Annotated in this window: 20 protein-coding genes and 1 pseudogene; 12 read left to right on the top strand and 9 right to left on the bottom strand. The window is 49.4% G+C overall.

Annotated elements, in window-relative coordinates; genetic code table 11:
* Window positions 1–29 precede the first annotated feature (29 nt).
* From HMPREF9156_RS0106050 to HMPREF9156_RS0106060, 3 genes are read right to left on the bottom strand one after another with little or no spacing between them, the layout of a single operon-like run.
* Window positions 30–410, bottom strand: coding sequence for a hypothetical protein (locus HMPREF9156_RS0106050; RefSeq protein ID WP_007147888.1), 381 nt, complete (start codon window positions 408–410; stop codon window positions 30–32).
* Window positions 410–1675: an alpha/beta hydrolase family protein gene (locus HMPREF9156_RS0106055; protein WP_007147889.1), complete on the bottom strand. Its 1266-nt coding sequence runs from the start codon at window positions 1673–1675 to the stop codon at window positions 410–412. The genes HMPREF9156_RS0106050 and HMPREF9156_RS0106055 overlap by 1 nt, the downstream gene beginning before the upstream one ends.
* A gap of 46 nt (window positions 1676–1721) precedes the next feature.
* Complete coding sequence (locus tag HMPREF9156_RS0106060; RefSeq protein WP_007147890.1) at window positions 1722–2291, bottom strand: DUF1310 family protein; 570 nt, start codon at window positions 2289–2291, stop codon at window positions 1722–1724.
* A gap of 351 nt (window positions 2292–2642) precedes the next feature.
* Here HMPREF9156_RS0106060 and mvk point away from each other — a divergent pair, with 351 nt between their 5' ends.
* From mvk to HMPREF9156_RS0106090, 4 genes are all read left to right on the top strand, one after another.
* Window positions 2643–3671 (top strand): mevalonate kinase, encoded by a 1029-nt coding sequence (gene mvk / locus HMPREF9156_RS0106065; protein ID WP_007147891.1) that lies wholly within the window; start codon window positions 2643–2645, stop codon window positions 3669–3671.
* 53 nt (window positions 3672–3724) lie between these two features.
* Window positions 3725–4792 (top strand): diphosphomevalonate decarboxylase, encoded by a 1068-nt coding sequence (gene mvaD / locus HMPREF9156_RS0106070; protein ID WP_029246399.1) that lies wholly within the window; start codon window positions 3725–3727, stop codon window positions 4790–4792.
* On the top strand, window positions 4782–6194 hold the full coding sequence (locus HMPREF9156_RS0106075; RefSeq protein ID WP_007147893.1) for a GHMP family kinase ATP-binding protein: 1413 nt from the start codon (window positions 4782–4784) through the stop codon (window positions 6192–6194). The genes mvaD and HMPREF9156_RS0106075 overlap by 11 nt, the downstream gene beginning before the upstream one ends.
* A 471-nt stretch (window positions 6195–6665) precedes the next feature.
* A complete protein-coding gene (locus HMPREF9156_RS0106090; protein ID WP_231198080.1) occupies window positions 6666–7943 on the top strand; it encodes an isopentenyl-diphosphate delta-isomerase in 1278 nt (425 codons plus the stop codon).
* A gap of 427 nt (window positions 7944–8370) precedes the next feature.
* Here the strand turns inward: HMPREF9156_RS0106090 and HMPREF9156_RS0106095 are convergent, their stop codons facing one another.
* On the bottom strand, window positions 8371–8649 hold the full coding sequence (locus HMPREF9156_RS0106095; RefSeq protein WP_007147895.1) for a type II toxin-antitoxin system YafQ family toxin: 279 nt from the start codon (window positions 8647–8649) through the stop codon (window positions 8371–8373).
* The gene (locus tag HMPREF9156_RS0106100; RefSeq protein ID WP_007147896.1) at window positions 8642–8899 is read right to left on the bottom strand and encodes a type II toxin-antitoxin system RelB/DinJ family antitoxin; all 258 of its coding nucleotides are present in this window, start codon (window positions 8897–8899) and stop codon (window positions 8642–8644) included. The genes HMPREF9156_RS0106095 and HMPREF9156_RS0106100 overlap by 8 nt, the downstream gene beginning before the upstream one ends.
* 176 nt (window positions 8900–9075) lie before the next feature.
* On the opposite strand from HMPREF9156_RS0106100, the gene HMPREF9156_RS07085 reads away from it, so the two are divergent.
* Window positions 9076–9606: a uracil-DNA glycosylase family protein gene (locus HMPREF9156_RS07085; protein WP_007147897.1), complete on the top strand. Its 531-nt coding sequence runs from the start codon at window positions 9076–9078 to the stop codon at window positions 9604–9606.
* A 118-nt stretch (window positions 9607–9724) separates the two neighbouring features.
* Here the strand turns inward: HMPREF9156_RS07085 and HMPREF9156_RS0106110 are convergent, their stop codons facing one another.
* Together HMPREF9156_RS0106110 and HMPREF9156_RS06945 are read right to left on the bottom strand one after the other, a co-directional pair.
* Entirely contained in the window at window positions 9725–10480 is a 756-nt protein-coding gene (locus tag HMPREF9156_RS0106110; protein ID WP_007147898.1) for a hypothetical protein, read from the bottom strand.
* Between the two features lie 115 nt (window positions 10481–10595).
* Window positions 10596–11009 (bottom strand): annotated as a pseudogene (locus HMPREF9156_RS06945) (transposase); the annotation flags it as partial.
* A 234-nt stretch (window positions 11010–11243) separates the two neighbouring features.
* Between HMPREF9156_RS06945 and HMPREF9156_RS0106120 the strand changes: the two are divergent.
* From HMPREF9156_RS0106120 to HMPREF9156_RS0106155, 7 genes are all read left to right on the top strand, one after another.
* Window positions 11244–12590, top strand: a complete 1347-nt coding sequence (locus HMPREF9156_RS0106120) for an ABC transporter substrate-binding protein (RefSeq protein WP_007147900.1) — start codon at window positions 11244–11246, stop codon at window positions 12588–12590.
* 216 nt (window positions 12591–12806) lie between these two features.
* Window positions 12807–13796 carry a carbohydrate ABC transporter permease gene (locus HMPREF9156_RS0106130; RefSeq protein ID WP_007147901.1) on the top strand — a complete coding sequence of 330 codons (990 nt, stop codon included), beginning with the start codon at window positions 12807–12809 and terminating at the stop codon, window positions 13794–13796.
* 60 nt (window positions 13797–13856) lie between these two features.
* A complete protein-coding gene (locus HMPREF9156_RS0106135; protein ID WP_007147902.1) occupies window positions 13857–14933 on the top strand; it encodes a carbohydrate ABC transporter permease in 1077 nt (358 codons plus the stop codon).
* A 389-nt stretch (window positions 14934–15322) separates the two neighbouring features.
* Window positions 15323–17608 (top strand): beta-galactosidase, encoded by a 2286-nt coding sequence (locus tag HMPREF9156_RS0106140; RefSeq protein WP_007147903.1) that lies wholly within the window; start codon window positions 15323–15325, stop codon window positions 17606–17608.
* A 138-nt stretch (window positions 17609–17746) separates the two neighbouring features.
* Window positions 17747–18826: a LacI family DNA-binding transcriptional regulator gene (locus tag HMPREF9156_RS0106145; protein WP_007147904.1), complete on the top strand. Its 1080-nt coding sequence runs from the start codon at window positions 17747–17749 to the stop codon at window positions 18824–18826.
* 99 nt (window positions 18827–18925) lie between these two features.
* On the top strand, window positions 18926–19186 hold the full coding sequence (locus HMPREF9156_RS0106150; RefSeq protein ID WP_007147905.1) for a type II toxin-antitoxin system Phd/YefM family antitoxin: 261 nt from the start codon (window positions 18926–18928) through the stop codon (window positions 19184–19186).
* Between the two features lie 38 nt (window positions 19187–19224).
* Window positions 19225–19479: a Txe/YoeB family addiction module toxin gene (locus HMPREF9156_RS0106155; protein WP_007147906.1), complete on the top strand. Its 255-nt coding sequence runs from the start codon at window positions 19225–19227 to the stop codon at window positions 19477–19479.
* A gap of 136 nt (window positions 19480–19615) precedes the next feature.
* Here HMPREF9156_RS0106155 and HMPREF9156_RS0106160 read toward each other — a convergent pair whose 3' ends face one another.
* Together HMPREF9156_RS0106160 and HMPREF9156_RS0106165 are read right to left on the bottom strand one after the other, a co-directional pair.
* Complete coding sequence (locus HMPREF9156_RS0106160) at window positions 19616–20317, bottom strand: nitroreductase family protein (RefSeq protein WP_007147907.1); 702 nt, start codon at window positions 20315–20317, stop codon at window positions 19616–19618.
* A gap of 499 nt (window positions 20318–20816) precedes the next feature.
* Window positions 20817–22616 (bottom strand): P-loop NTPase fold protein, encoded by a 1800-nt coding sequence (locus tag HMPREF9156_RS0106165; RefSeq protein ID WP_007147908.1) that lies wholly within the window; start codon window positions 22614–22616, stop codon window positions 20817–20819.
* Window positions 22617–22659 lie beyond the last annotated feature (43 nt).

Below are 22659 nucleotides of genomic sequence, written 5' to 3' on the forward strand. Positions count from 1 at the left end.
GTTGATTCAGTTTATTACAGTGTTGACTTTTATTGCCGATCCTCACGGCTGTATTTTTTCTCTTCCTCGATATGCTCCTCCATTTTCCTTATCTCAGTGATAATCTCGTCCCGCTGCCTTTCTGCAAGCGCTATCTCCCTCAGATTTTCATCACGCAGCCGCTGCAGACGGGGAATTGCCCGTGCTTTGATATCAGAGGCCGATCCAGGGTACCGCCGGGCAAGCTCATGGATCCCCTCTTCCCACTTATCAATGATCTTGTTCTTGCGGTATATGAGCTCCCCAAGCTGTGTGTAACTGTTCTGCACATCATACAGTGTATGCTCCAGATGTTCATCAGGCGAAGAACAATCCGGGCAGGCCCTGTAGTCAATAATATCCTCGATCGGGGAATGCATAAAGTCATCCATTATTTCCTGTTAGCCTTCCACGAGAGAATGTCGCTGTCAATACCGCCGGAGTTGTAATTATTGAACTGCCGCGCAAGGTCTTCATCTTCATCAACCAGCCTGGTGATGCCGGATTCCACCTGGCTGCCGACATTATGTATCTCCTGGCACTCAAGTTCTACGGACTCTTCCAGCTTTTCAATTTCTGCCTTGACCCCGCCTATAAGGAATTCTTTAGTGCACCCGGCAGAGGCCAGTCCCTGCTCAATTTCATCATGCGACAGGTATCCCCCTAAAGTTTCGCTCAAGGATTTTATGACGTTATCCCATTCACGGTCCATCTCGGCCAGCACCTTTTTCTTCAGAGCCTGTGCCTTGAACTCCAGCGAGTCCATCCGGGAGTCAATCGCCCGGACGACTGCGCTGGCCTGCATGCTGTCTACATATATGGACTGGCTTTCAGAAAGTGCCTTCCGTGTTTTTATCCAATGGGAAGCATCCTGTTTCAGCATGTCCAGGATATTTTCTTCACCCTCTTTGATCGACAGGGTAGTTAGTATGAGTTTGCCGTCTTTCGTGAACTGGTATCCGCCCCACATGTGCTGATTAACAATACGGTCTTTAGTGTTCTTTCCGCCTGTCCTGATACTGTCGACCCAAAACACGCTGCCAACGGCATACTGCCGTGTGGAGTAGCCGAATGATGCAAGGTCTCTGGGGTCAAGATAGTTATTGATTTTATTTCTGCACATATTCACTTGCTCTTTTTCGGCCCGGTTCAATATCCGGTACATGTTTGGCCCTTCGTACAGCCATGCACCTTTTAAACGTGTAGTCTGTTCTGCATCCAAAGAGGCTATGGCATACTGCCCATCCATAGACCTTAAGGAATGGCCGTAAATCTCTATGCTGTATCCTTTATTCTCGTCAAATACCTTTTTTGTAAAGCCGGCAGCAGCTCTCAACTGGCCTGTAGGGCCTTTAATTTTTGCAGCAGCTTTGAGAACTAACAATATATCATTATCTCTCCAGTCCTTCCGGCTCTTCGAGCCCTGAAAAATTATTCGGATAGTCTTCGTTTTCTCATCTTTGATGGCAACAGCATCCAGGCCATTAGGGTCATCGCCCTTGACATCGTCGCGTCCGCGGACAACCTTGGCGACTGTGCCTACATAAGTCTTGCGATTGTCAATTTTGACTAGATTCCCCTTCTTCCAAATATCAGAAGCATAGCCTTTATCAGCGATTTGTTTACGTTGATAGTCAGTGAATTCCTGTGTTTCCATAACATATATCCCTTCAATAGTGCAATAAAAAAATTAAATTACGTTCTTATCTTTCTAGGTACCCTTTTCCATATCGTTTTTCTAGCAGAGTGACGAGCTCTTTACTTGTGACACCACCCTCATCTGTAAGTTTTCCATCCGGGTGCTCCTCATCGAAAGTAAAAGATGGTTTATTTACGCTATAGCTGGTTGTTAGTTTCTCATTGCCGTTAATTACAACGCGAAATTCAATCCCTCCCATAGGATTATGCTTGATTGACGACTCATCAATCTTATACGTTTTAATAACACCTTTGTCAGTTAATGCATCGGGGTCAAACGTTTTTAAACCGTCCTCAATCAGTTTCCTACATTCAGAGGAATGCACGATGCTTACCATCTCCTGCTGGAATGCATCCTGCTCCTGCTGCTGAAGTTTGTTACGGATCATGATAAAACCTCCAATACCAGTGACTGCTAGAACAGACACAACAATAATGGCCACATGCCACCATCTCAAACGCGGACGCCCTGCATCAGCTGCAGCTGCCGAGGGGCTGTCGGATCCCCAAGAGGCGTCGGCACTTGACGAAGAGTTCGTATTATTCGTATTATCTGTATTATTAATGCCAGTCATAAACTGTGCCCTCCATTACCCCATAGCTTAGCACTGTCTTTGACAGCGGTGCAGGGAAGGCATAAAAATGGGGGCGGGGATCAAGGGGAATAGAGGAACCCGCCCCCACCGCGAGAGCTTTTACTATCTGCCTACACTCCCGCGTATAGCCCAGAGTTCAACCGGAACTCAATGGGCTTATCCTAGATACGTTTATACTTCTATAGTACACCATAATACGCAATTTTGCGAGGGATCGCCAAAATTAATTCAGGCGCAGATTCTGCAGAGGTATAAGCGGAAATGGGCGGGAAAGGGTAATGCGGTGTAGGGTGGATCATGAGTGATATTTGTTGTATATGAAAGTCGGGTATGGGCAAGGAAACAAAGCACAGCGGTACCGCGCACGGAAAGATCATCCTTATAGGGGAGCATTCCGTTGTACATTTCAAGCCGGCTATTGCGCTGCCTCTGATGAGTACTGAGATCCGTGCCGAAGTAAGCGGAAACGGTTCGCCTGCTGATGATCCCAGGTTTGCCGTTGACTGCGAGTATTTTACAGGCAGTCTTGCGGATGCGCCCGGAAACTTGGGCAACCTCCAGAAACTCGTGGTGACGCTGTTTAACAGCCTGTGCGTCCCGCAGGGATGCGAGGGTTTTGATATAAAGATCATTTCTTCGATCCCGCGCGAACGGGGGATGGGGTCCTCTGCGGCGGTGGCTATTGCCGTTATCCGCGCAGTAGCAGATTATGCGGGTGTGGTCCTTGGCAGCCAGGAAGTTTTCGACTACGCGCAGATCAGCGAAAATATAGCCCACGAAAATGCTTCAGGCCTTGATACTATTGCGACTGCAAGCAATCAGGCAGTCTGGTTTGAGAGGGGTGAAACGGCGGAGGCCTTTGACTGCGAGTGCCCGGGTACGCTTATTGTTGCGGATTCAGGTGTGAAAGGCGGTACACGGGAAGCTGTCGCGGCGGTCCGGTCTATGCTGTACAGCAGGGAACGGGGGAAAGCGCGCGAGGCGGCACAGCAGATAGACAGGCTGGGCGAGCTGGCTTATGCGTGTCTGCAGGCGTTGCGCAAAGGTGATACCGCCAGCCTGGGATTCATTATGGATGAAGCGCATGAGATCCTTACAGGCCTGACGGTGTCAGACAGGAAGCTGGATACACTTGTAGCCGCTGCCCGTAAAGCCGGCGCAATAGGGGCAAAGCTGACTGGCGGCGGCCGCGGAGGCTGCATGATTGCTCTGGTCGCTGATGACCTTCGCAGCGGTGTGCCCGCCACTGTAAAATCTGTAGAATCAGCATTAAAGGCTGCAGGGGCAGTGAATACATGGCGCCTCCCTCTGCATACAGGCCCGGATACGGATGCAGGGCGGGCAGCAACGGTAAAATAAAATAGGAGAGGGTAGAATAGGAGTGCATCAACGGAAAAGTGATCGGGGCTGAAATGACAGATTTTGCTGCTGCACGCGCCCATGCCAATATTGCGCTTATCAAGTACTGGGGCAAGCGTGATGCTTCGCTTATCCTTCCTACAAGCGAGAGCCTGTCGCTGACGCTTGATCCGTTATATACAGACACCGCGGTTTCTTTTATTGACGGCGCTGAAGACCAGTTTATCCTTGACGGTGCTGAGCAGGGAGGTACCCCGCTTGAACGTGTCCGCGCATTTATTGGCCTGTTCCGGCAATACATGAGCGCGCATGGTAAAGCGGGCAGCACTGCTGGCAGTGAAGTATCCGGTAGGGATTGCGACAGCTTATATACCAGGGCTGTGCGCGTAGAAAGCCATAACCATGTACCGACGGCGGCAGGTATGGCGAGCTCAGCGTCAGCTTTCGCCGCACTTGCATGGGCTTTGCGTGACCTGTATGGCCTGCACGGTATAAGCGACCGCCAGCTGTCTACTTTTGCACGGCGCGGTTCCGGTTCAGCATTGCGCAGTATATTTGGCGGGTTCGTCAAGTGGAAGTATGGTACCGGGGATAATGATTCGTATGCGATCCAGGTAGATGATGCCCAGTGGGATGTTGGTGCTGTTATTATTGCGCTCAGCACTAAACAGAAAAAAACAGGCAGCCGCTCAGGTATGGCGCATACGGTAAATACTTCAGCTTTTTATCCCTTGTGGCGTGAGGCTTCCGAGGCTGACCTTAAACTGGTCGAAGAAGGCATCCGTGAGCGGGATATCAACAAAATCGGCAAAGCCATGGAGGCCAATGTAATGAAATTCCATGCCGTGATGTTTGCTGCCGATCCCCCTCTGACATATATGACTGCTGAGAGCTGGAAAGTAATCGAACATATCTGGTCCCTTCGTGAGCAGGGGGCACCCTGTTATTTCACGATGGATGCCGGCCCTAATGTGGTTGCCCTTTGCCCCAGGAGCCATATGGACCAGGTAGCTGCAGATATGCGCAGTGCTTTCCCGCAGGCAGCGGTCATCCCTGCAGCAAGCGGGCCGGCACCGGAGGGTATCCCCGCACATGAGTGGAGAAGACTTTATGGAAATTAATAAGGCCGGGATTACCAGTGTTCCTGCTGCCCCTATTGGCGCTGGCCTTTATGCTTCCTGCTCGGTTTCCGATACGGCCTCTTACGCGGCATTCCGTACCCGGACAGTAAAAGTTCCCGGCAAACTGTACATCCTTGGAGAGTACGCGGTAGTTGACGGGTATCCTGCCATTATTGCCCCTGTGGACCGGTATCTTACAGTTACTGTAAGCGGCTGCGGCGAAAAGGATAGCCCTGATGGCACTGTGGCTGATGCTTCTGTTCGTGAGGACAGCGAAACTTTTGCCCGCGGAAAGGATGCCCTCCCTGCAGCTGCCGACGCATCTGCCGAGGCTGTTATTTCGTCGTCATTATTTCCCGATGAGGAATGCCGGATCCCGCTAAACAGGTTTATCCAAGGCACTTCATTTTACGGAGAGGTCTCCAGCAGTATCCGTGCCCATACCGACCGGGGGCATATGGCGAAAGTAGGAACTGCAGCCCGTGTCGCGCTGGAGTACCTCAGCGAGAAAAGTATCCCTCTACAGCCGTGCACTATCGCTGTTGATTCCCAGCTTGACGATAAAAACAGCGGGCGGAAATACGGCCTCGGCTCGTCAGGGGCAGCTGTTGTTGGCGTTATTAAAGGTATCCTTGAGTTTTATGCAGATCTGTATCCCGCTGTTTCACGTGAAACATTTGTGAACGGATTAGTGGTCTATAAGTTGGCTGCGCTGGCCCTTCTTGCTTTGGGGGACAACGGGTCTTACGGCGATGTTGCCTGCTGCTCATACTGTAGGCCGGTTTATTATGTCAGGCCCGATATGCAGTGGCTGGAGGACCACGCGAATCTTCCGGTTGCAGCCGTACTCAATTCAGAGTGGCCGAAGCTTCAGATCCGGCCTCTGACAATTTCACAAAATATCACTTTTATTATTGGCTGGACGGGGGATCCTGCATCTTCGGCAGAGCTTGTAGAGGCAGTGGGGTCATATAAGCGGGTGTGCCCCGATGACTTTGAGAAGTACTGCAGGGGTGTTGCCCAGTGTGCAGATATTTTTGCGCGCTGCTGCACCGGCCTCCGTACTGCCGATGTACAGCATGCCCTGGCAGCAATTTCTGATGCTTCGCAGCTGATGCATGGCCTGTCAGATGCGGTGGAAAAATATCACTATAGCAGTGATGGCAGCGCAGGGCTTTCCAGCACTCAGGAAACCAGCATAAAAATCGAGACAGATACCCTGAAAGAACTTATTGATATAGCGAGGCGTTACGGTTTAGCCGGCAAGGTTTCGGGTGCCGGGGGCGGTGATTGCGGTATCGCAGCGGGTGCAGATCTTACACGGGATATTATTAGGAACATGCAGGGAAGCTGGGAAGCCGCAGGGATAATCCCTGCTGATTTTACTGTAATGCGCGGCTGATCAGGACAAGGAAGCATGCTGTAAATACTGCCGGGATCTGCCTTCCGAATACTGGGAGGATCCCTGTCTGCTGGATCTGTCGGTTTGCGGAGCCTATAGGCCAGCGGAATCCTGTTAGGTTGCGTACTTTGTGGTGCTGCAGGCACATTATGGAGAAATGGCGTTTGCTGTCAGCTATCCCGGTAGCATCAGAGGCTTCATAAATTACGGCAAGGGCAGTCCCATTAAGGCCTCAGTGAAAAGCTTATCAAGCCGGGCATCACGGATCATGTCAAACTCATGTCTGTTCCCAATCTGACCTGGAGGCGCTTCACAATGGGCTTGCGGACCGTACGCGCGCTTTGGGCGGGTATCTCTTCTGCAGTCTGAGATCTTCAGCTTCATAGGTGCTGCTGTTGTACGTGTACAATAGGTGCAGCAGCAATACATGTATGGCGTGCGGATAGCATGGGCAGGAAAGCGAAAGGCTTTATGGCAATGGATAATCTTGAAAAGGCTGATACTGAAGCGGGCGGTATCATGGACGACCGGGCAACTATCTCAAGCCGCAAAGATGACCATGTCCGCCTTGCACAGAGATTTGCGCAGGAATACCCTGCCGGGTACCAGAAGGAAGTCTACAGGGAACTTGATGGATGCGAATTCATCCATCGCGCGCTCCCTGAAACATCTATTGACGAGGTTGACATCAGTACCTGTGTTGCCGGCATCGCACAGCCGTCCCCGTTTTTTATCAATGCCATGACCGGCGGTACGGAGGCGACGAATAAAATCAATATGGCACTGGCTCAGGCTGCTTCCAGGACAGGGATAGCTATGGCTCTGGGGTCGATGAGTATCCTGGTCAAGAAGCCTGAAGTCCGCGATTACTACAGGGAACTGCGCGAGGCGAATCCCCACGCAAAGTTTATTGCTAATCTGGGCGCTGAGCATACAGCCGAGTCGGCCCAGCTTGTTGTGGATGCTGTTGGCGCACTGGCGCTGCAAATACATGTGAACGCTGCGCAGGAGATAGTGATGCCCGAGGGGTCGCGCGATTTCCGGGGCTGGCTGGGCAATATCCGTGAGATCACGGCAGCAATGGGCGGGCGAAAGGTTCCCGTCCCTGTGATCGTTAAGGAAGTCGGTTTCGGCATGGGCCGGGAAACTGTCGCTGCCCTGCATGAAGCGGGCGTCCGGTACGTTGATATCGCAGGCAAGGGCGGGACTAATTTTATCAGGATAGAGGATGCCCGTATCCGTGAGGCGGCAAAAGGAAGCCTTGCGGATGCAGCCGGTAAAAGTTGTGAAAATACAGATGATAGCGACTGCGCAGGTACTTACTGTTTCGGCCAGGATTTCTCATACCTTCAGGGATGGGGGATATCCACATTGCGCTCGCTTGTAGAGGCACGGAGCGTTGACGGTATGGATATTATTGCTTCCGGCGGTGTGCGTAATCCGCTTGACGCAGTGAAGTACCTGGCTTTAGGCGCTCAGACGGTTGGGCTGTCGGGGGCTTTCCTGAGCACAGTACAAGGCGGCGGTACGTTTTCCGGTTCTGGCGAGGACAGCGGAATCGGAATATCAGTCAGTGATGATGCTGTGGCCCGGCTTACACAGTTTATTGAAGTCTGGAATTCCCATATTACCCGTATCTTTACCCTCTTGGGAGCCCACAGTATCGCCGATCTGCAGGCTACTGCGCGTATGGTGTACCCTCAGTCGCTTGTGGAGTACTGCCGGCAGCGGGATATCGCCCTGCATTAGGGCTTCGTATGAATAATAATCGGTCTTATGTATATTAACTATCCTCAATACCTTGCAAAAGCAATGTTAAATCTTTGCCTGCCATTAGACAGAAATTATGCAGGAAGTAGTTGAGCGCAAATCGCGTTATACCTGGGCGGAGTATTAGGTGAAATTACTTTATTTCTTTTACCTATCATAATAGTGATAGGAAAATTAAAATTGCTCTTGCCTTATTTTGAGCATAAGCCAAATGAGAGTGTTTTAAATCTTAAGAAGGATAAAAGTTCTTCCAGCATGAGTCCGGCAAAGAAGAAGAAAGGATCGCACAGCCGAGGCGGGAAGGGCACTGCTAATAGACGGCAAAAACGGAGCAGGAACAGGCGGAAGAAAAAGAGCAGAAAGTAGGGTAAAAGATGGTATGGTGAATACTTTGGATTCTTAAAACTTAAAGAATAGTATTATGATTTCCGGTTCGGGTGAGGATAAGGCATAAACGATCTTTATCAATACTATAGATAAGAAGCCAATCTGTGTCAATATGCAGTTCCCTGTACCCTTTTAGATTCCCTTGCAGGGCGTGGTCATGATAGTGTCTTTTTAACAGTTCAATATTGTACTTTTCTAAATCGTCTATCACGGTATATAATTTTCGCATATCATAATGCTTGCGTTTAAGACGTTTGATATCTCGTAAAAATTGTGGTCTGTATTCAAACCTATACATTACCGATGACCGCTTTCATACTGTCAGCCGTTCCGGCATGTATTGCAGGTTCGCGCTCGGCGCGGAGTACAGCTTTCTCAAAACGTATCCTGCTTGTTGGCTGGAAAGGCAACCGTTCTTCGGTGACCGTTTCAGCCAGAAACATGTTGATTGCAGTTCCGAGATCCATGCCCATAGACTCGAATAAGTGGGTTGCCTGTTCCTTTAGCTCAGGTGTCGTCCGTACTTGGATGCGTGCAAATTCTGTCATAATAACTTCCTTAATACTTCGTATGAAGTATTTTATCACTATTTTTGACAACTGTATAGACCTAGTACTGAATTATTCCGGCTGAAAGCTCCTGCTCCTGGACGAAATGGTCTGCAGAAGGTTGTCCTCAAATCCTTTACAGTATTGCCTATGTATTACGCGGTACAATATAGAAAATGGCGGAACTTAAGATATCGTACAAGGCTTTTGCAGGGCGGATCCTGCATTTTTACGATGAATTAGCTCACACTTCCCTTTCCGTACCTGCCGGTTTCCGGATAATCAACCCATTTAGAGGGGATCATAGCAGGCAGGTCAAAGACGCAGTAAGAAAATTTTACACAAAATATTACAATGATACTGCCTCCCGACGGCTTATACTTGGAAGCTCTCCGGCCCGGCTTGGTTCTGCCGTCACCGGTATCCCCTTTGAAGATGCGAAGCATATCCAAGATGAAACCGGAGTCTGTATCGATGGACGTCACATCAACCGGCCTTCTGCCAGTTTTCTGGACGACGTGATTGCGGGGTACGGTGGGCGGCAGAAATTCTATTCTGATTTTTATATGGGCTTTGTCTGCCCGCTCGGGATTGTCAGGACCAATGCGAGGGGTAATATTGAAAGCACCTTGCTGCATCAGAAACGAAAAAATTCATCAATATCTTACTTTGGGGCTAGGAAGTTAAGTAGTTCTGTGCTAAACTGAGTCATAAGAATAAATCTCTTTCTAGTAATGTTTCGCAACTCTACTATAACGGATTTATTCCTTTTTGTGTTTGCACAACCTATTTTACACCACCGTACATTTTTAGGCAGAGTCTTTTTTATAATAAATTACGAATTTTTTCTTTTATAAATGGGTTAAGAGAATAGTGTTTATCCAGATATTCTAGGAGTGCTTGAGCAGACTCAGAAATGCGTTCGTAACCTTGCAAAAAGTGAGGCAATTGCTTGGCTTCCTTTGGATAACCTTCTTCAAATCGTCTGTTGGTATTAAAGATATCTATAAAATTAGATTTAGAAGTTGTTTCCAAACTGATTAGTTCAGTCCAAAGCTTGACGGATCTGTTTTGGATCAAATCATAAGCAGCTATTTTTTCGCCTCGCTGATAGCGACCTAGCCCTAAATATAGATTACATGAAATTTCTCCCAACAGCCATTCACGGTCTCTATTTTCTTTTGATGGCAGTCTTTGTGGCTGACAGATTGTTTCATCAAAACCGACCTCCTTCCAGATAATCTTGCCTTCAGAGAAGGGAATGTTTACTAGTTCATGAGCTTCAAAGACAGCAAATTCACAAAAAACATCATCTTCAAATAGAACTTTATGTCCGTCCACTGTATTTTGGTAGTGAAATGCAATTGGTTCTAGCTTACTTAACCAGGTTAGGTCTTGGATATAGGTCTGCTTGTAGCCATCTTTTACAATAACAAAGAAGTCTAAATCTGAGTACTGATCCAATCGTTCTCTTTCTGTTCCGCAAGAACCAAGTGCCAGCAAAGCTAGTGCTTGGTTCGAATCTTTTAGAGACTGACCAATCTCATCTAGTCTTTGTAACAGTAATTCTGTTTTATTCATATCGTTACCTCATTCTTTCTTGTTTAACAAAAACTATACATATTAGCGCTTTCAAATGTCAATTTCCGATACTGTCAATAATTTTGTGTAAACACTCTAGTAGAGTTATGGAGTGTTAATCAAATAAGCTTTCAAGTGTGTCAGAACATTGGCCAAACCCTTTATGGATTCGTTGACTTTGCTTGAAATTATAATCTTCAAACAGGGTAACTAAGTAATGTTCCAGAGCCTCCTCGTTAGGAAAAAGAACCTTCTTTTTCGTTTGACGTTTGATTTCTTTGTTGAAAGACTCAATGAGGTTTGTCGAATAAATGCTGTGCCAAATCTGGTAGGGAAACTGATAAAAAGTTAAAAGATTATCCGTATTCTCCAGACTTTCCATTATTTTCTTATACTTTGGTTTCCATTCAGCGATAAAGTCCTCCAAAGCTTGGACTGCCATTTCTAAATTTTCAGCACGATAAATCGTTTTAAATTGCTCCAGAATAACTGCTCGATCAGATCGCTTCACTTTACTAGCTAGATTTCGTATTATTTGCGAAACATGAATTTGTCCAGGAATTTTTCTATTCATGGTATCCGACACGCTGAGGAAATCTGATTTTGATATTTTGGTACATCGGAGTACCATATCATTGGTACACAGCTGTACCAATTGAAAAATATATAAAATTAAAAGTAAAGGAAACGCGGACTAAGCGTGTATGCTTCAGGGGCGGCCACAGCAGGCCCTCCCGGCGGCAAGACCCGCAAAGGAGTAAATATGCGGAATATCAGAAAGATCTTCGCAGCAGTAGCATCAGCAGCTATGCTGGCAGGTTTCGGCGCCTGCGGCAACACCAGCTCATCCGGCACGGATACCGGCAGCGCAAAGGGTACTGTCACCGTCTGGGGATGGGATTCAGGGAATTCCATGAACCAGATCATCGCAGAATTTGAGAAAGAGAATCCCGGGATCACCGTGAAATTCAACAATACCGGTACGGCAGAAAAGACCTCTACAGCGCTGACCAATGCCATTGCTGCGGGTAATGGTGCGCCGGATGCAGTTATGCTGGAAGACCCTACAGTCACCCAGTTTGCTGTGACCGGCGGGGTTATTGACCTGAGCCAGTACGGTGCGGATAAATACAAGGATGACTTTGCTGACGGTCCATGGAACAAACTGCAGTATAACGGTAAGCCGTATGCTCTGCCCATTGATTCCGGACCTGAAGTTTTCTTCTACAATAAGGCTGTTTTTGACAAAGCAGGGGTTGACGGTGAAAAGATCAAAACATGGGACGACTATTATGAGGCTGCCAAGAAGATCCGTGCTGCAGGTTCTTATATAGCCAATGCAGGCGGGACCTCCAACGATTATCAGCCGTTTACCGCACAGGTCTGGCAGACAGGTGCAAAACCCTGGAAAGTCGATGGTGAAAATATCACCATCAATATGACCAGAGATACAGGAATGAAAAAATATATAGCATTCCAGCAGAAGCTCATTGATGAAGACCTTGTTAATACGAAGATCCCCAACTGGTCTGATGAGTGGAACCGCTCCCTTAATGACGGGACGATCGCTTCACTGACGATCGGCGCATGGATGCCTGTCAACCTGATGAGCGGTGCGCCGGACCAGAAAGGCAACTGGCGTGTTGCGCAGCTTCCCCAGTGGAAAGAAGGGGAGAATGCCTCTGCTGAGGACGGCGGCTCTGCCTGGGCTATTACCAAACAAAGCAAAAATCCCGGTGCCGCATGGAAATGGATCGATTTTATAACGCATGGGAAAGGCGCACAGATCTCAGCAGATACAGGCACATTCCCCAGCCTGAAGAAAATACTCAAATCCAGCTCTTTTGTTGACCCAAATACGGCATCAAACAGGAAAACCAACGAATACTTCGGCGGGCAGAATGTGAACAAAACGCTGTCTGAAGCAGCACAGCGCCCCACACAGGTATTCCAGTACCTGCCGTATAACCCATACGCCCAGTCCATGTATGGAGATTACATCTCCAAGGCGTATTCCAAGCAGATGACACTGGAGAAAGCGATGGACAGCTACGCCAGGGTACTCGCTGAGCACGGCACCCAGGAAGGGTATAAAGTCACAGTTAAATAATACCGGAAGTTGTGTGCGCGCCGGATTTCGGACAGTTCAATACAGATTGGTCCGGCACCGGCCGGCGCGCATAGCTTTTAACCGGTTGGCCGAGCCGGTCAGCAGGTACATGCTGAAAGGCCCGGCCAGCTGAACGGTAAACATCAGGCACATACAACGGCATCCGCCATTGTCCGCAGTTCCGTGCGGCTCTCATTTCAGGAAAGCAGGATTACTATGGCTGGGAAAACAGCTGAGGCGATAGTTCGTACAAAGGGGAATACATATCCCGGCACAATACTGCCGGAGAAAAGCCGCAGGGCCGGCAGCCCAAGGAGTAAACCGGCGGCACGCATCAGACGGCGTGTTGATTGGCGTGGGTGGGTGTTTATGGGGCCGTTTGTGGTGGTGTTTGTGTTTGTGTTTGTGGTGCCGGTGGTTTATGCGGTGTATTTGTCGTTTTTCCAGCAGAGGATGGTTGGGGGGACGGTTTTTGCGGGGTTGGCTAATTACCGGCGGTTGGTGGCGGATACGCATTTTTGGCAGTCGGTGTCCCGTGTTGCGCTGTTTACGCTGGTGCAGGTGCCTGTTATGCTGTTTTTGGCGGCTGTGCTGGCGTTGGCTATTGATTCGATGAAGCTGCATGGTATGAAGTTTTTCCGTATCACGACGTTCCTTCCGTATGCGGTGCCTGCGGTGGTATCGACGTTGATCTGGGGTTTTGTGTATGGCTCGAAGTACGGGCTGGTCGGTTCTGTTAACAGCCTGCTGGGGACCCAGTGGGATGTGTTCAACCCGAGGGTGCTGTTAGCAGCGATTGGTAATATCAATACGTGGGAATACACCGGTTATAACATGCTGATCTTTTATAGTGCTTTATCCGTGATCCCGCATTCTTTGTACGAGGCCGCTGCTATAGACGGGGCTTCTGAATGGCAGATTATCCGTAAGATCAAACTGCCCGAACTTCGAGGCTCGCTGGCTATCACGGTGATCTTCTCGATTATTGGCAGTTTCCAACTGTTCAACGAGCCCTCGATCCTGCAGAACATGGTTCCGGGCAACGCGATCACTACGGATTACACGCCTAACATGTATGCCTATACCCTGAGTTTTACCGGTAACCAGAGCACCTACGCGGCAGCATTGGCTATCGTGATGGCAGCCATCACCATGGCTATCGCGTACACCGTGCAGATCAGCAGCCTGAAAAACACCATGAAATAACCCCCCCCTCCAGGGCAGCACTACCCATAAAACGATTACTACATAACAGTGGAGTATCCCATGACAAACCCATCACCATCACAGCATCCGCACCCCTTAGAGAACACAGCCTCCACAGCCCCAGTGTCTGTATCAGGCAACGACCAGCCTGCCGGTACGGGCGGGCGCCTATTGTTTTGGCACTCCCCAGGGCATCAGGCCAGAACAGCAGACAAACACCGCTATTGGCAGATCCGCCATGACGAGAAAGCCGAACGGCGCCGCTACCATGACAAAGGCTTATCCAACCCGACCAACCCCCAACGGTCCTGGGGCCTGACGATCATCACCGGCATCTTTGCCCTGTACTGCCTGCTGCCTTTCGCGTACCTGATCATCAACGCCACCAAAACACAAGCCGATTTCACCAGCACCTTCGGCCTGGGCTTCGGACACACCTTTGCCCTATGGGACAATATCACTACCGTGTTCACCTACCAGAACGGTATCTTTGCCAGATGGCTGCTGAACACCATCCTCTACGTGGTTATCGGCGCCGGGGGAGCGACCCTGCTGTCCATCATGGGAGGATACGCCCTGGCCAAATACCGCTTCCCCGGACGTAAAGCCATCTTCATCCTCATCATCGGCTCTATCAGCGTCCCCGGTATCGCCCTGGCCGTACCTCAATTCCTCCTATTCGCCAAACTCGGCCTGACCAACACCCCCCTAGCCATGATCATCCCCAGCCTGATCAGCCCTTTCGGCCTCTACCTCATGTGGATCTTCAGCGACCAGGCCATCCCCCCAGAACTCATCGAAGCCGCCCGAGTCGATGGCGCCAGCGAATGGAGAACCCTATGGCAAATAGCCCTACCCCTACTCACCCCAGGAATCGTAACCACCAGCCTATTCACCATCGTGGCGACCTGGAACAACTACTTCCTACCCCTCATCATGATCAAAGACTCCACCTGGTACCCCCTAACCATCGGACTGAACCAATGGAAAGACCAAGCCAACACCGCCGGAGGCCAAGCCATCCAAAACCTCGTCATCACCGCCAGCCTACTAACCATCATCCCCCTGACCATCGCCTTCCTCACCCTCCAAAAATACTGGCAAAAAGGCCTCACCACCGGAGCCCTCAAACAATAACACACACCACAAAACACACCACACACAAACAACTGCTAAACCCACGAACCACACACCAGACATCAAACCCGATACAACCAAACTACCCAAGGAGGAAGGCACGTAAAGGCCTGAAATTCTTGCGGATACACCATGTGAAACGCTACCGGCGTGTTCTGGGGGGATACCCTTTAGAACATTTGGGTATGCAGGTGCTGGTGGTAAAACACGCAGATGTAAAAATAGATATAGCGGAAAATAAAGGAAATTGATTATGTATCTGCGTGTTTTACCACCGTGCAGAAAACGGCACTGAAAACATTGTCTCGGGTTCGGGATGCGCAACAGCTGGGACAGGCGGAAAGGGCTGCCGAACGTGAAAGGCCGGTAATATGAAAGGACGGTATGAAATGTCACAGAACACCACAGAAAACGAGACACAGGATATAAGTACGGCGACAGCTCGCTGCTACTGCTATCAGCAGCACCAACCGCGGGTGTCTTCGCAGGCTTGGGCGTTAGGGCATTCCGGCCATGCGGCCCGCCGCCCTTTCCGCTGGCCTGAGCTGCTTACGCCTGACTGCAGAGGGATAGGCTTCGGCGGTGATTATAACCCTGACCAGTGGCCGGAGGAGGTCTGGGATGACGACATCCGCCTCATGAAAAAGGCGCATGTGAATACTGTCGCCCTGGCAATTTTCAGCTGGGATCGTATTGAACCGTATGAGGGTGTGTTTGATTTCGGCTGGCTTGACCGCATTATCACCAAGCTCGGCACCAACGGTATCGCCACAGACCTCGCCACAGCAACCGCAGCTGCACCGTTGTGGCTGTATAAAGCGCATCCGGAGGTGTTGCCGGTGGAAAAAGACGGCAGCATTATCAACCCGGGATCCCGCCAGTCATGGCGTCCGACCAGCCCGGTGTTCCGGGAGTATGCGCTTACCCTGTGCCGGGCCATAGCAGAACACTACAAAAACAACCCCTACGTCATCGCCTGGCATATCAACAACGAATACGGATGGAATAATTCCCATGATTATTCAGATGATGCTGAGCGCGCCTTCCAGCAATGGTGCAAAAACCGCTACCACACTATCGACGCCCTCAACACCGCCTGGGGCACAGCCTTCTGGGCGCAAGAGGTCCGCAGTTTTGATGATGTGATCCTTCCGCGCCACATGGGCAATGATGCGATGGCGAACCCCTCGCATCAGCTTGATTATGAGCGTTTTTGTTCGGATGCGCTGAAAGAGTTCTATATTGCCGAGCGCACGGCAGTCGAAAGGATCTGCCCCGGCAAGCCGTTCACCACCAACTTCATGATTGCGGCGGGGCAGTGTGAGCTGGATTATGCCGACTGGAGCGATGAAGTTGATTTCGTGTCCAACGACCACTACTTCACCCCGGGGGAAGCCCACCTTGACGAACTCGCCTGCTCAGATTCCCTGGTCAATGGTCTTTCGCTCGGCAATCCGTGGTATCTGATGGAGCATTCTACGTCATCCGTCCAGTGGAAGCCGGTCAATGCACGTAAACGCAGCGGTGAGCTTATTCGTGATGCTGTTGTGCATGTGGCGATGGGCGCCGATGCCATCAACTTCTTCCAATGGCGCCAATCACACTCCGGAGCAGAAAAATTCCATTCAGCCATGCTCCCCCACGCCGGAGAAAACAGCCAAATATTCCAGGACGTGTGCGAGCTCGGCAGGATATTAGACCGTTTGTCTGCTGAGGGATTGCAGGGAAGCAGGGTTTCGCGTTCGCAGACAGCCATCCTGTTTGACGCGGATTGCGAGTGGGCATCCCGGTGCGGGACTTTGCCGAGTTCGCAGATAAGCCATTGGGATGATGTCTGTACGTGGTACAGGGCATTCCTTGATGTTTCTGCCCGCGCTGATGTGGTACCGCTGAGGGGGGACTGGTCGGGTTATGGGACTGTTGTTCTGCCTGCTATGCTTGTGCTGTCTGACCGTGAGGCAGAGCGGCTGAAAAGTTTTGTGCGCGCCGGCGGCCGTGTGATAATTGGATACGCTTCGGGTCTTGCTGATGGTAATTTCAGGGTGGCGCTCGGAGGGTATCCGGGTGTGCTCCGTGATGTTGCGGGCGTGCGCAGTGAAGAGTTCAATATTATTGGCGATCTGCCCGGAGAGCCTGCGATGGTCATGCTGTCGGACGGATCCGCTTCCCGTTTATGGCAGAATGTCGTAACATCTGTTGGGCCTGATGCGCAGACGCTTGCGGTATATGAAGGCGAAGCTGCTGCCGATTGGGAGGTTGAGGGGCTGCCTGCAGTAGTCAGGAACCGGTACGGGGATGGCACTGCATACTATATCGGATGTGATCTGGATCGGGCTGACATCTCACAATTTCTGCGAAAAGAATTGGGGCTGGGCTCCGGATTCCCCGGGCTGTCTGGATCTGCTGGGGATAGATGCGGGTCAGACAGATCCCCTGCGGAGGTGGTCCATATACGCCGGGAATGCGATACGGCAGATTTTGATTTCTATTTCAACCGATCGAAAGATACTGTCAGCCTTTCTGACGTTGCAGGGAAGCAAATCATGATCTACCGCGGGAGTTTTGACGGTACAGATGAAGGTTTTTCGCAGGATACCTGTCAGAAGTATACTCTGGAACGCAACGGCTTCCTTGTTACGAAAACCGGCCATACTGCGGGCGAGGGGAATAGTTAGAATAGATATAGATGGCTGCAGCCTGGATACTGCGGCCGGGGCTGGACTTTGGGCTTCAGAAGTGCAGATATCATATATTTATATATGTATAGTATGCGCTGCTGCAGTGGTTCCGGCTTTGGAAATGTAAGGACAGGGATGCGCATGGGCGAAATATCCGCTACGCAGGAGAGCGGCGGAGGGAAGCGGCGGCTTACTCTGCGCGATGTAGCCCACGAGGCAGGCGTATCTTTGAAAACTGCGTCGAACGTGATCAATGGAAGCGGCCGTATGGCTGATTCTACGCGGGCTAAAGTCGAAAAAGTGATCAGAGATATGGGGTATCGCGTGAATGTTGCTGCCCGCAATCTCAGCCGTGACCGCACGGGATTCATCACCCTTGCTGTGCCTTCGCTGACGCCGCCTTATCTGGCTGAGCTGGCTAACCGCACTATTGACGCCGCTCGTCAGCGCGGGTATTCGGTGTACGTCACAACATACGCAGAGGGTTCTGCGCGGGGGGCTCGCGAAGTGCTGCGCTCCTTTAATTCTACGGTTTCTGACGGTATGATCCTGTCGCTGGGCGAAGTGGACGATGTTACCCCGGAAGACCTGGAAGTGGATTTCCCCCTGGTGGCTGTTGGCGCGCGCAGCACGTGGGGGAAGGCCGACCATGTCACCCCTGATGACGTCCAGGCGGCGGCGTCAGCTTCGGCTTACCTTTTTGACCATGGCTCCAGATCCCTGGCTGTTGTGGGGGCAAGGGAGCCTTTTGATGAGGGTGCTTTGCTGGAAAGCGTGGAAGGGAATGCGCAGCTGCGCCTGCGTGGGGTCATTGAGGAGAGCCGCCGCCGTGGGGCGGTTCTGGACCCTCGGCTGGTAGGCCTGACCGGCAGGGACTGGACGATCGGTGCCGGTGCGCGGGCGGCGCAGAAGCTGGTCGATTCAGGGATCCCCTTTGACGGTGTTATTGCGCTGAACGACCAGCTGGCTATCGGCGTCCTGTCTGTTTTGCGCGCTTCCGGCCTGCGCGTCCCTGATGACGTCCAGGTGATTGGTTTTGACAACATCGAGGAATCGGCATACCTGCAGATCCCTCTTACTACGATGGATTCACGCCTTGATTGGACTGCCCCCACGGCGGTTGGCCGCATTTTGGGGCGCATCCAGGGTGATGCCGCTGAGCCGAAGCTCCTCACCACGCCTTCGTCAGTCATCGTCCGCAGCAGTACGCGGTAAACTGCCGGCAGCATAAAACAGCATAAATCTTGATCCGGGTTGCTTTCGGACAATATATATTGTACAATATCCGGTACAAAAAAGAAAGGATAGCATTTTATGGTCCAGGCAGTGGCTTACAGCAATTTTCGGAAAGAGTTAAAATCGTATATGCGCAAAGTTAACGATGATGCTGATACGATTTTAGTGACTAATCAGGATCCGGATGAGAATATAATCGTTATGGGGGCAGATGATTATGACTCATTGATGGAAACTTTGCGCATTTATCAAAACAAGTACTTGTATTCTAAGATTTCCCGTGGTTTGGACAGTGTACGCCAAGGGAAAACCGAACACCATAGTTTGATGGGTGAATAGGGTGGTCCATAGCAAGTGCAGCAGCGTGAGTGTGCGTTGTGAATATTGAGTGGACTGAAGATGCATGGCAGGACTATCTGTACTGGCAAACGCAGGATAAAAAAACCGTAAAACGCATTAATATGCTTGTCAAAGATATATTAAGACAGCCTTTTGGCGGGATTGGCAAGCCGGAACCTTTGAGAGGCGATCTGCAGGGGACGTGGTCCCGCCGGATCGATTCCGCCAACCGTATTATCTACACGATAGTGGATCACAGATTATGTATCCTATCTGTTAAAGACCACTACTAAGGTTGCCGCCAGTTCGGAGAGGCCTCTCAGTCTGACTTTTGGCTGTTTTACATATTTATTGTTGTATTGCCAGGCTCCGGCTATTTCGCCTGAGCCCGCCCGTTGCGTTTATGCGCTCGGGCGGGCCTGGTTCCGGCTATACCCACTCGAAATTGCCTTTTCCGGCGCCCAGCTCGAAATGATACCTGACCAGGCCCAGATTCGCGCCTGCATAGGGGTTGTTGGCAGCCTTGATATGTACCGTATTGCCTTTCCCCGTGATGAAGAAATCCTGCCTGTTAAGTGCAGTTGGTGCGAGCAGCGCCATCTCGACACCTTTCGTGAACCATTCCGGGCAGCGGGCCTGGCTGCCTTTACCACTCGCAGAGCCTTCGTACTTCGAGATCTCGGATGCACTCCTGGACTTATGCGGTACGCCGGCTGTCTGCCCGTAGCCCACGACGACTATGCCGATAGTCTTCTTCCCATTCACATACCGCGATACGCCGTGATTGTACGTGGCGCCTATGTACCAGGAATTCAGCCCCAAAGTCTGTGCATACAGCATAAGATCAGCCGCAGAGTACCCCAGGCGCTCGCCGAGGTCAGGCGCATCATCGCCGGCAAGGATAAAGTAGTTTTTCACCCCTTGTGCGCGGAGGATCTTGACTACAGCGGGGATCCCATGCCCATCATTAGCCATCAGCTTGATAGCCAGGCTGTATGCCGCGTTATTCGCATCTGCCCGGGCGCTCAGTTTGCTGATAATGTCATCAGGCAGTGCGGCATCTGTGTATTTGCGGACCAGGTGCCGGGCCCTTGCTGCCTGCGCAAAGCCTTCTATATCTTCTGTATCCATATTTCCTCCTTTAGCAGCTGCATTGTCGGTTGGCTGTTAAGCCACTCTGCTCAGTCTATTATGGTCAAACCTAACAAAACGGAGTGACTGCAGCGGTAAATATCAATATCAGCCGCTGTCAATTGAAGGGTTTTTAACTGCTTTCCTGAGCGCGATTCCTTTAGAATCAGCCTTTTGAGCTCAACTCGCTTGACCGTATTCCGTTTAAGTGTGGTTCGGATAGCTGGGGCGGATTTAATAGGATGGTTTAACAGGGGTGATGTAGTAGGGTGATACGGGGGTGGTAGATCTAACCAGGGAAGGCAGCCTCTTGATTTTCGGCCGATATTTAGTTTCACCCCGGTAGGGTTCAGGGCGGGTTTAGGATGAGAGAGGCGGGTGAAAGATGGGCATTTTCAGTTGAATAGTATTCTTCAGGATTAGCTAGGCGATTACGTTTATCTCGGCAAATGCCGGTTTACTATCCAAAATGATTTATGGCGATGCTTTATCTTAGATTTTATGAAAGCCTCTTTAATATCTCTGTTAGATTCTCTGAAAACAATTTATATTGTAACTTTTGGATTTTATCTTCCATGGGCTTTTGCATATCGGCATTGATGAGGCGCAGAAGTTTTTCAACCGACGGGGCGTCATTTTTAGAAAAAGCTTTTATATTGTCATTTTCAGACCCGTATATCGCTAAAAAGATATTCCTGATATGATACTTCTGTACGGGACTACAGTCCGAAAACATCCGGGCAAGTTCCGGAATATCAAGTTCTTTAGCAAAATAGCCATTTCTAAAAATTGCCTTTCGATTCTCTATGATATTGTTAAAAGATTGTCCGGCTTCTTCCGGTAAATATTTAAAACGGGGGATAGCTTGTGTATTCTTCTTAAGTGCAGATTCCATTTTTTGTTGGATCTCTTCGCACTCGTATTTAACATTGGGATCTTCAACCTCAGATAATATGTCGTAAGAGGGGAAGAATAATTCTTCAGGCACCAGATCATCTTCGCGGCCATTCAGATTTTCGATTAGCAATGATTTCGCAGTTTCAATATCAATATCTTTCTCCAAAAAGTATTTTATTTTTACCAGATAAACAGCGAGTTTCGCGTAATCGTAGAATGATATATCTTCAGGATCCTTGAGCCTTTCTGTAATATTTATAATTGCCTTTTTTACATCAGACTCATAGTGCTGTTGGTAGTTGAAAAGGGTTTGCAGATCACGATCGTACTGGGTCTTGTCCTTGTCATATAACCGTCTCTTCTTTAGTGCTGCCATCGCGGCTGGGATCTTAGAAGTATCTAATTTATGGTATGTAATATAGTTAAAACAAAAATCAAATAGGGGAAATTTCTCAGTCCCGAGATCAATGGAGTATTTTTCAATATTGTAGCCCCACTCAGTATTTTTACCAGCCTTGAGTCGTAATGAGAATGAAATAATCCCGAAGAAAATGCACTGGACGAAGGAGGTATCCTTGGTGTATTTCTCTTCCATCTGTTCAAATATATCAACGCTTTTCTGGCAGGCGAAGATAAAAGAACGCAAATTATGATTTTTGCATAAACTCATGATGTTACAGATATTCTCTGCTGAACTTTTATCCGCAAATCTGCTTAAAATAGGATTATTATAGGATCTTATAATTTGCTGAACTGCAGCATAACAATTACCTTCAAATGGAATAGTATCGCTTACTGTCTTTTCCTTTATTGCGAGATATTGCTTTGTTGTATTTGCGGGTAAGGCGCTATCTTTATTATTTTCCGGATTTTCTTTTACGGATATGGATTTGGTAATTTCATCTTCATTTACTACTAAAAGTAATTTTACTCCGTCCCGTTCAACGAGATTATTAACGTAACCGAGTAATTCTAAAATATCGATCTGGCTTCGTTCAACATCTTCTAAAATAATGAGTTTTTCTGATAAATCGATCGATTCGTATAATTTTTTCATTTCGTCTTGTGAGATGCTTAAATCAATCCCAAAGCGGTTTATAAGTCCTTTCACTATCGTTTTTGCTATCAGCCTTCCGGTAGCTGTAGTCTCATTCCTGGATTGAAGGGATTTTGCACGAAGCTCCAGATAAATACTCTTGCTGATTTCTGAAACTGATTTAAGGCCATATAAAGATATAGTGATACACTCATTAGCCTTCTTTCTCTGAAGCGCAGGAGTAAGCTCATTCTGAATATAGTAGCTTTTCCCAGTTCCCCAACCTCCTGTAAGCATGATGGCACTTCTGGTCTTATCCTTTTCAAGATAGTGCTTTATATATTCAGTTAATTCGCCGTTATCCATTACATGTCCTTCTTATTAGTGGAGCCATATGTATTTTACACGT

This window comes from Scardovia wiggsiae F0424 (assembly GCF_000269605.1).
GTDB lineage: Bacteria > Actinomycetota > Actinomycetes > Actinomycetales > Bifidobacteriaceae > Scardovia > Scardovia wiggsiae.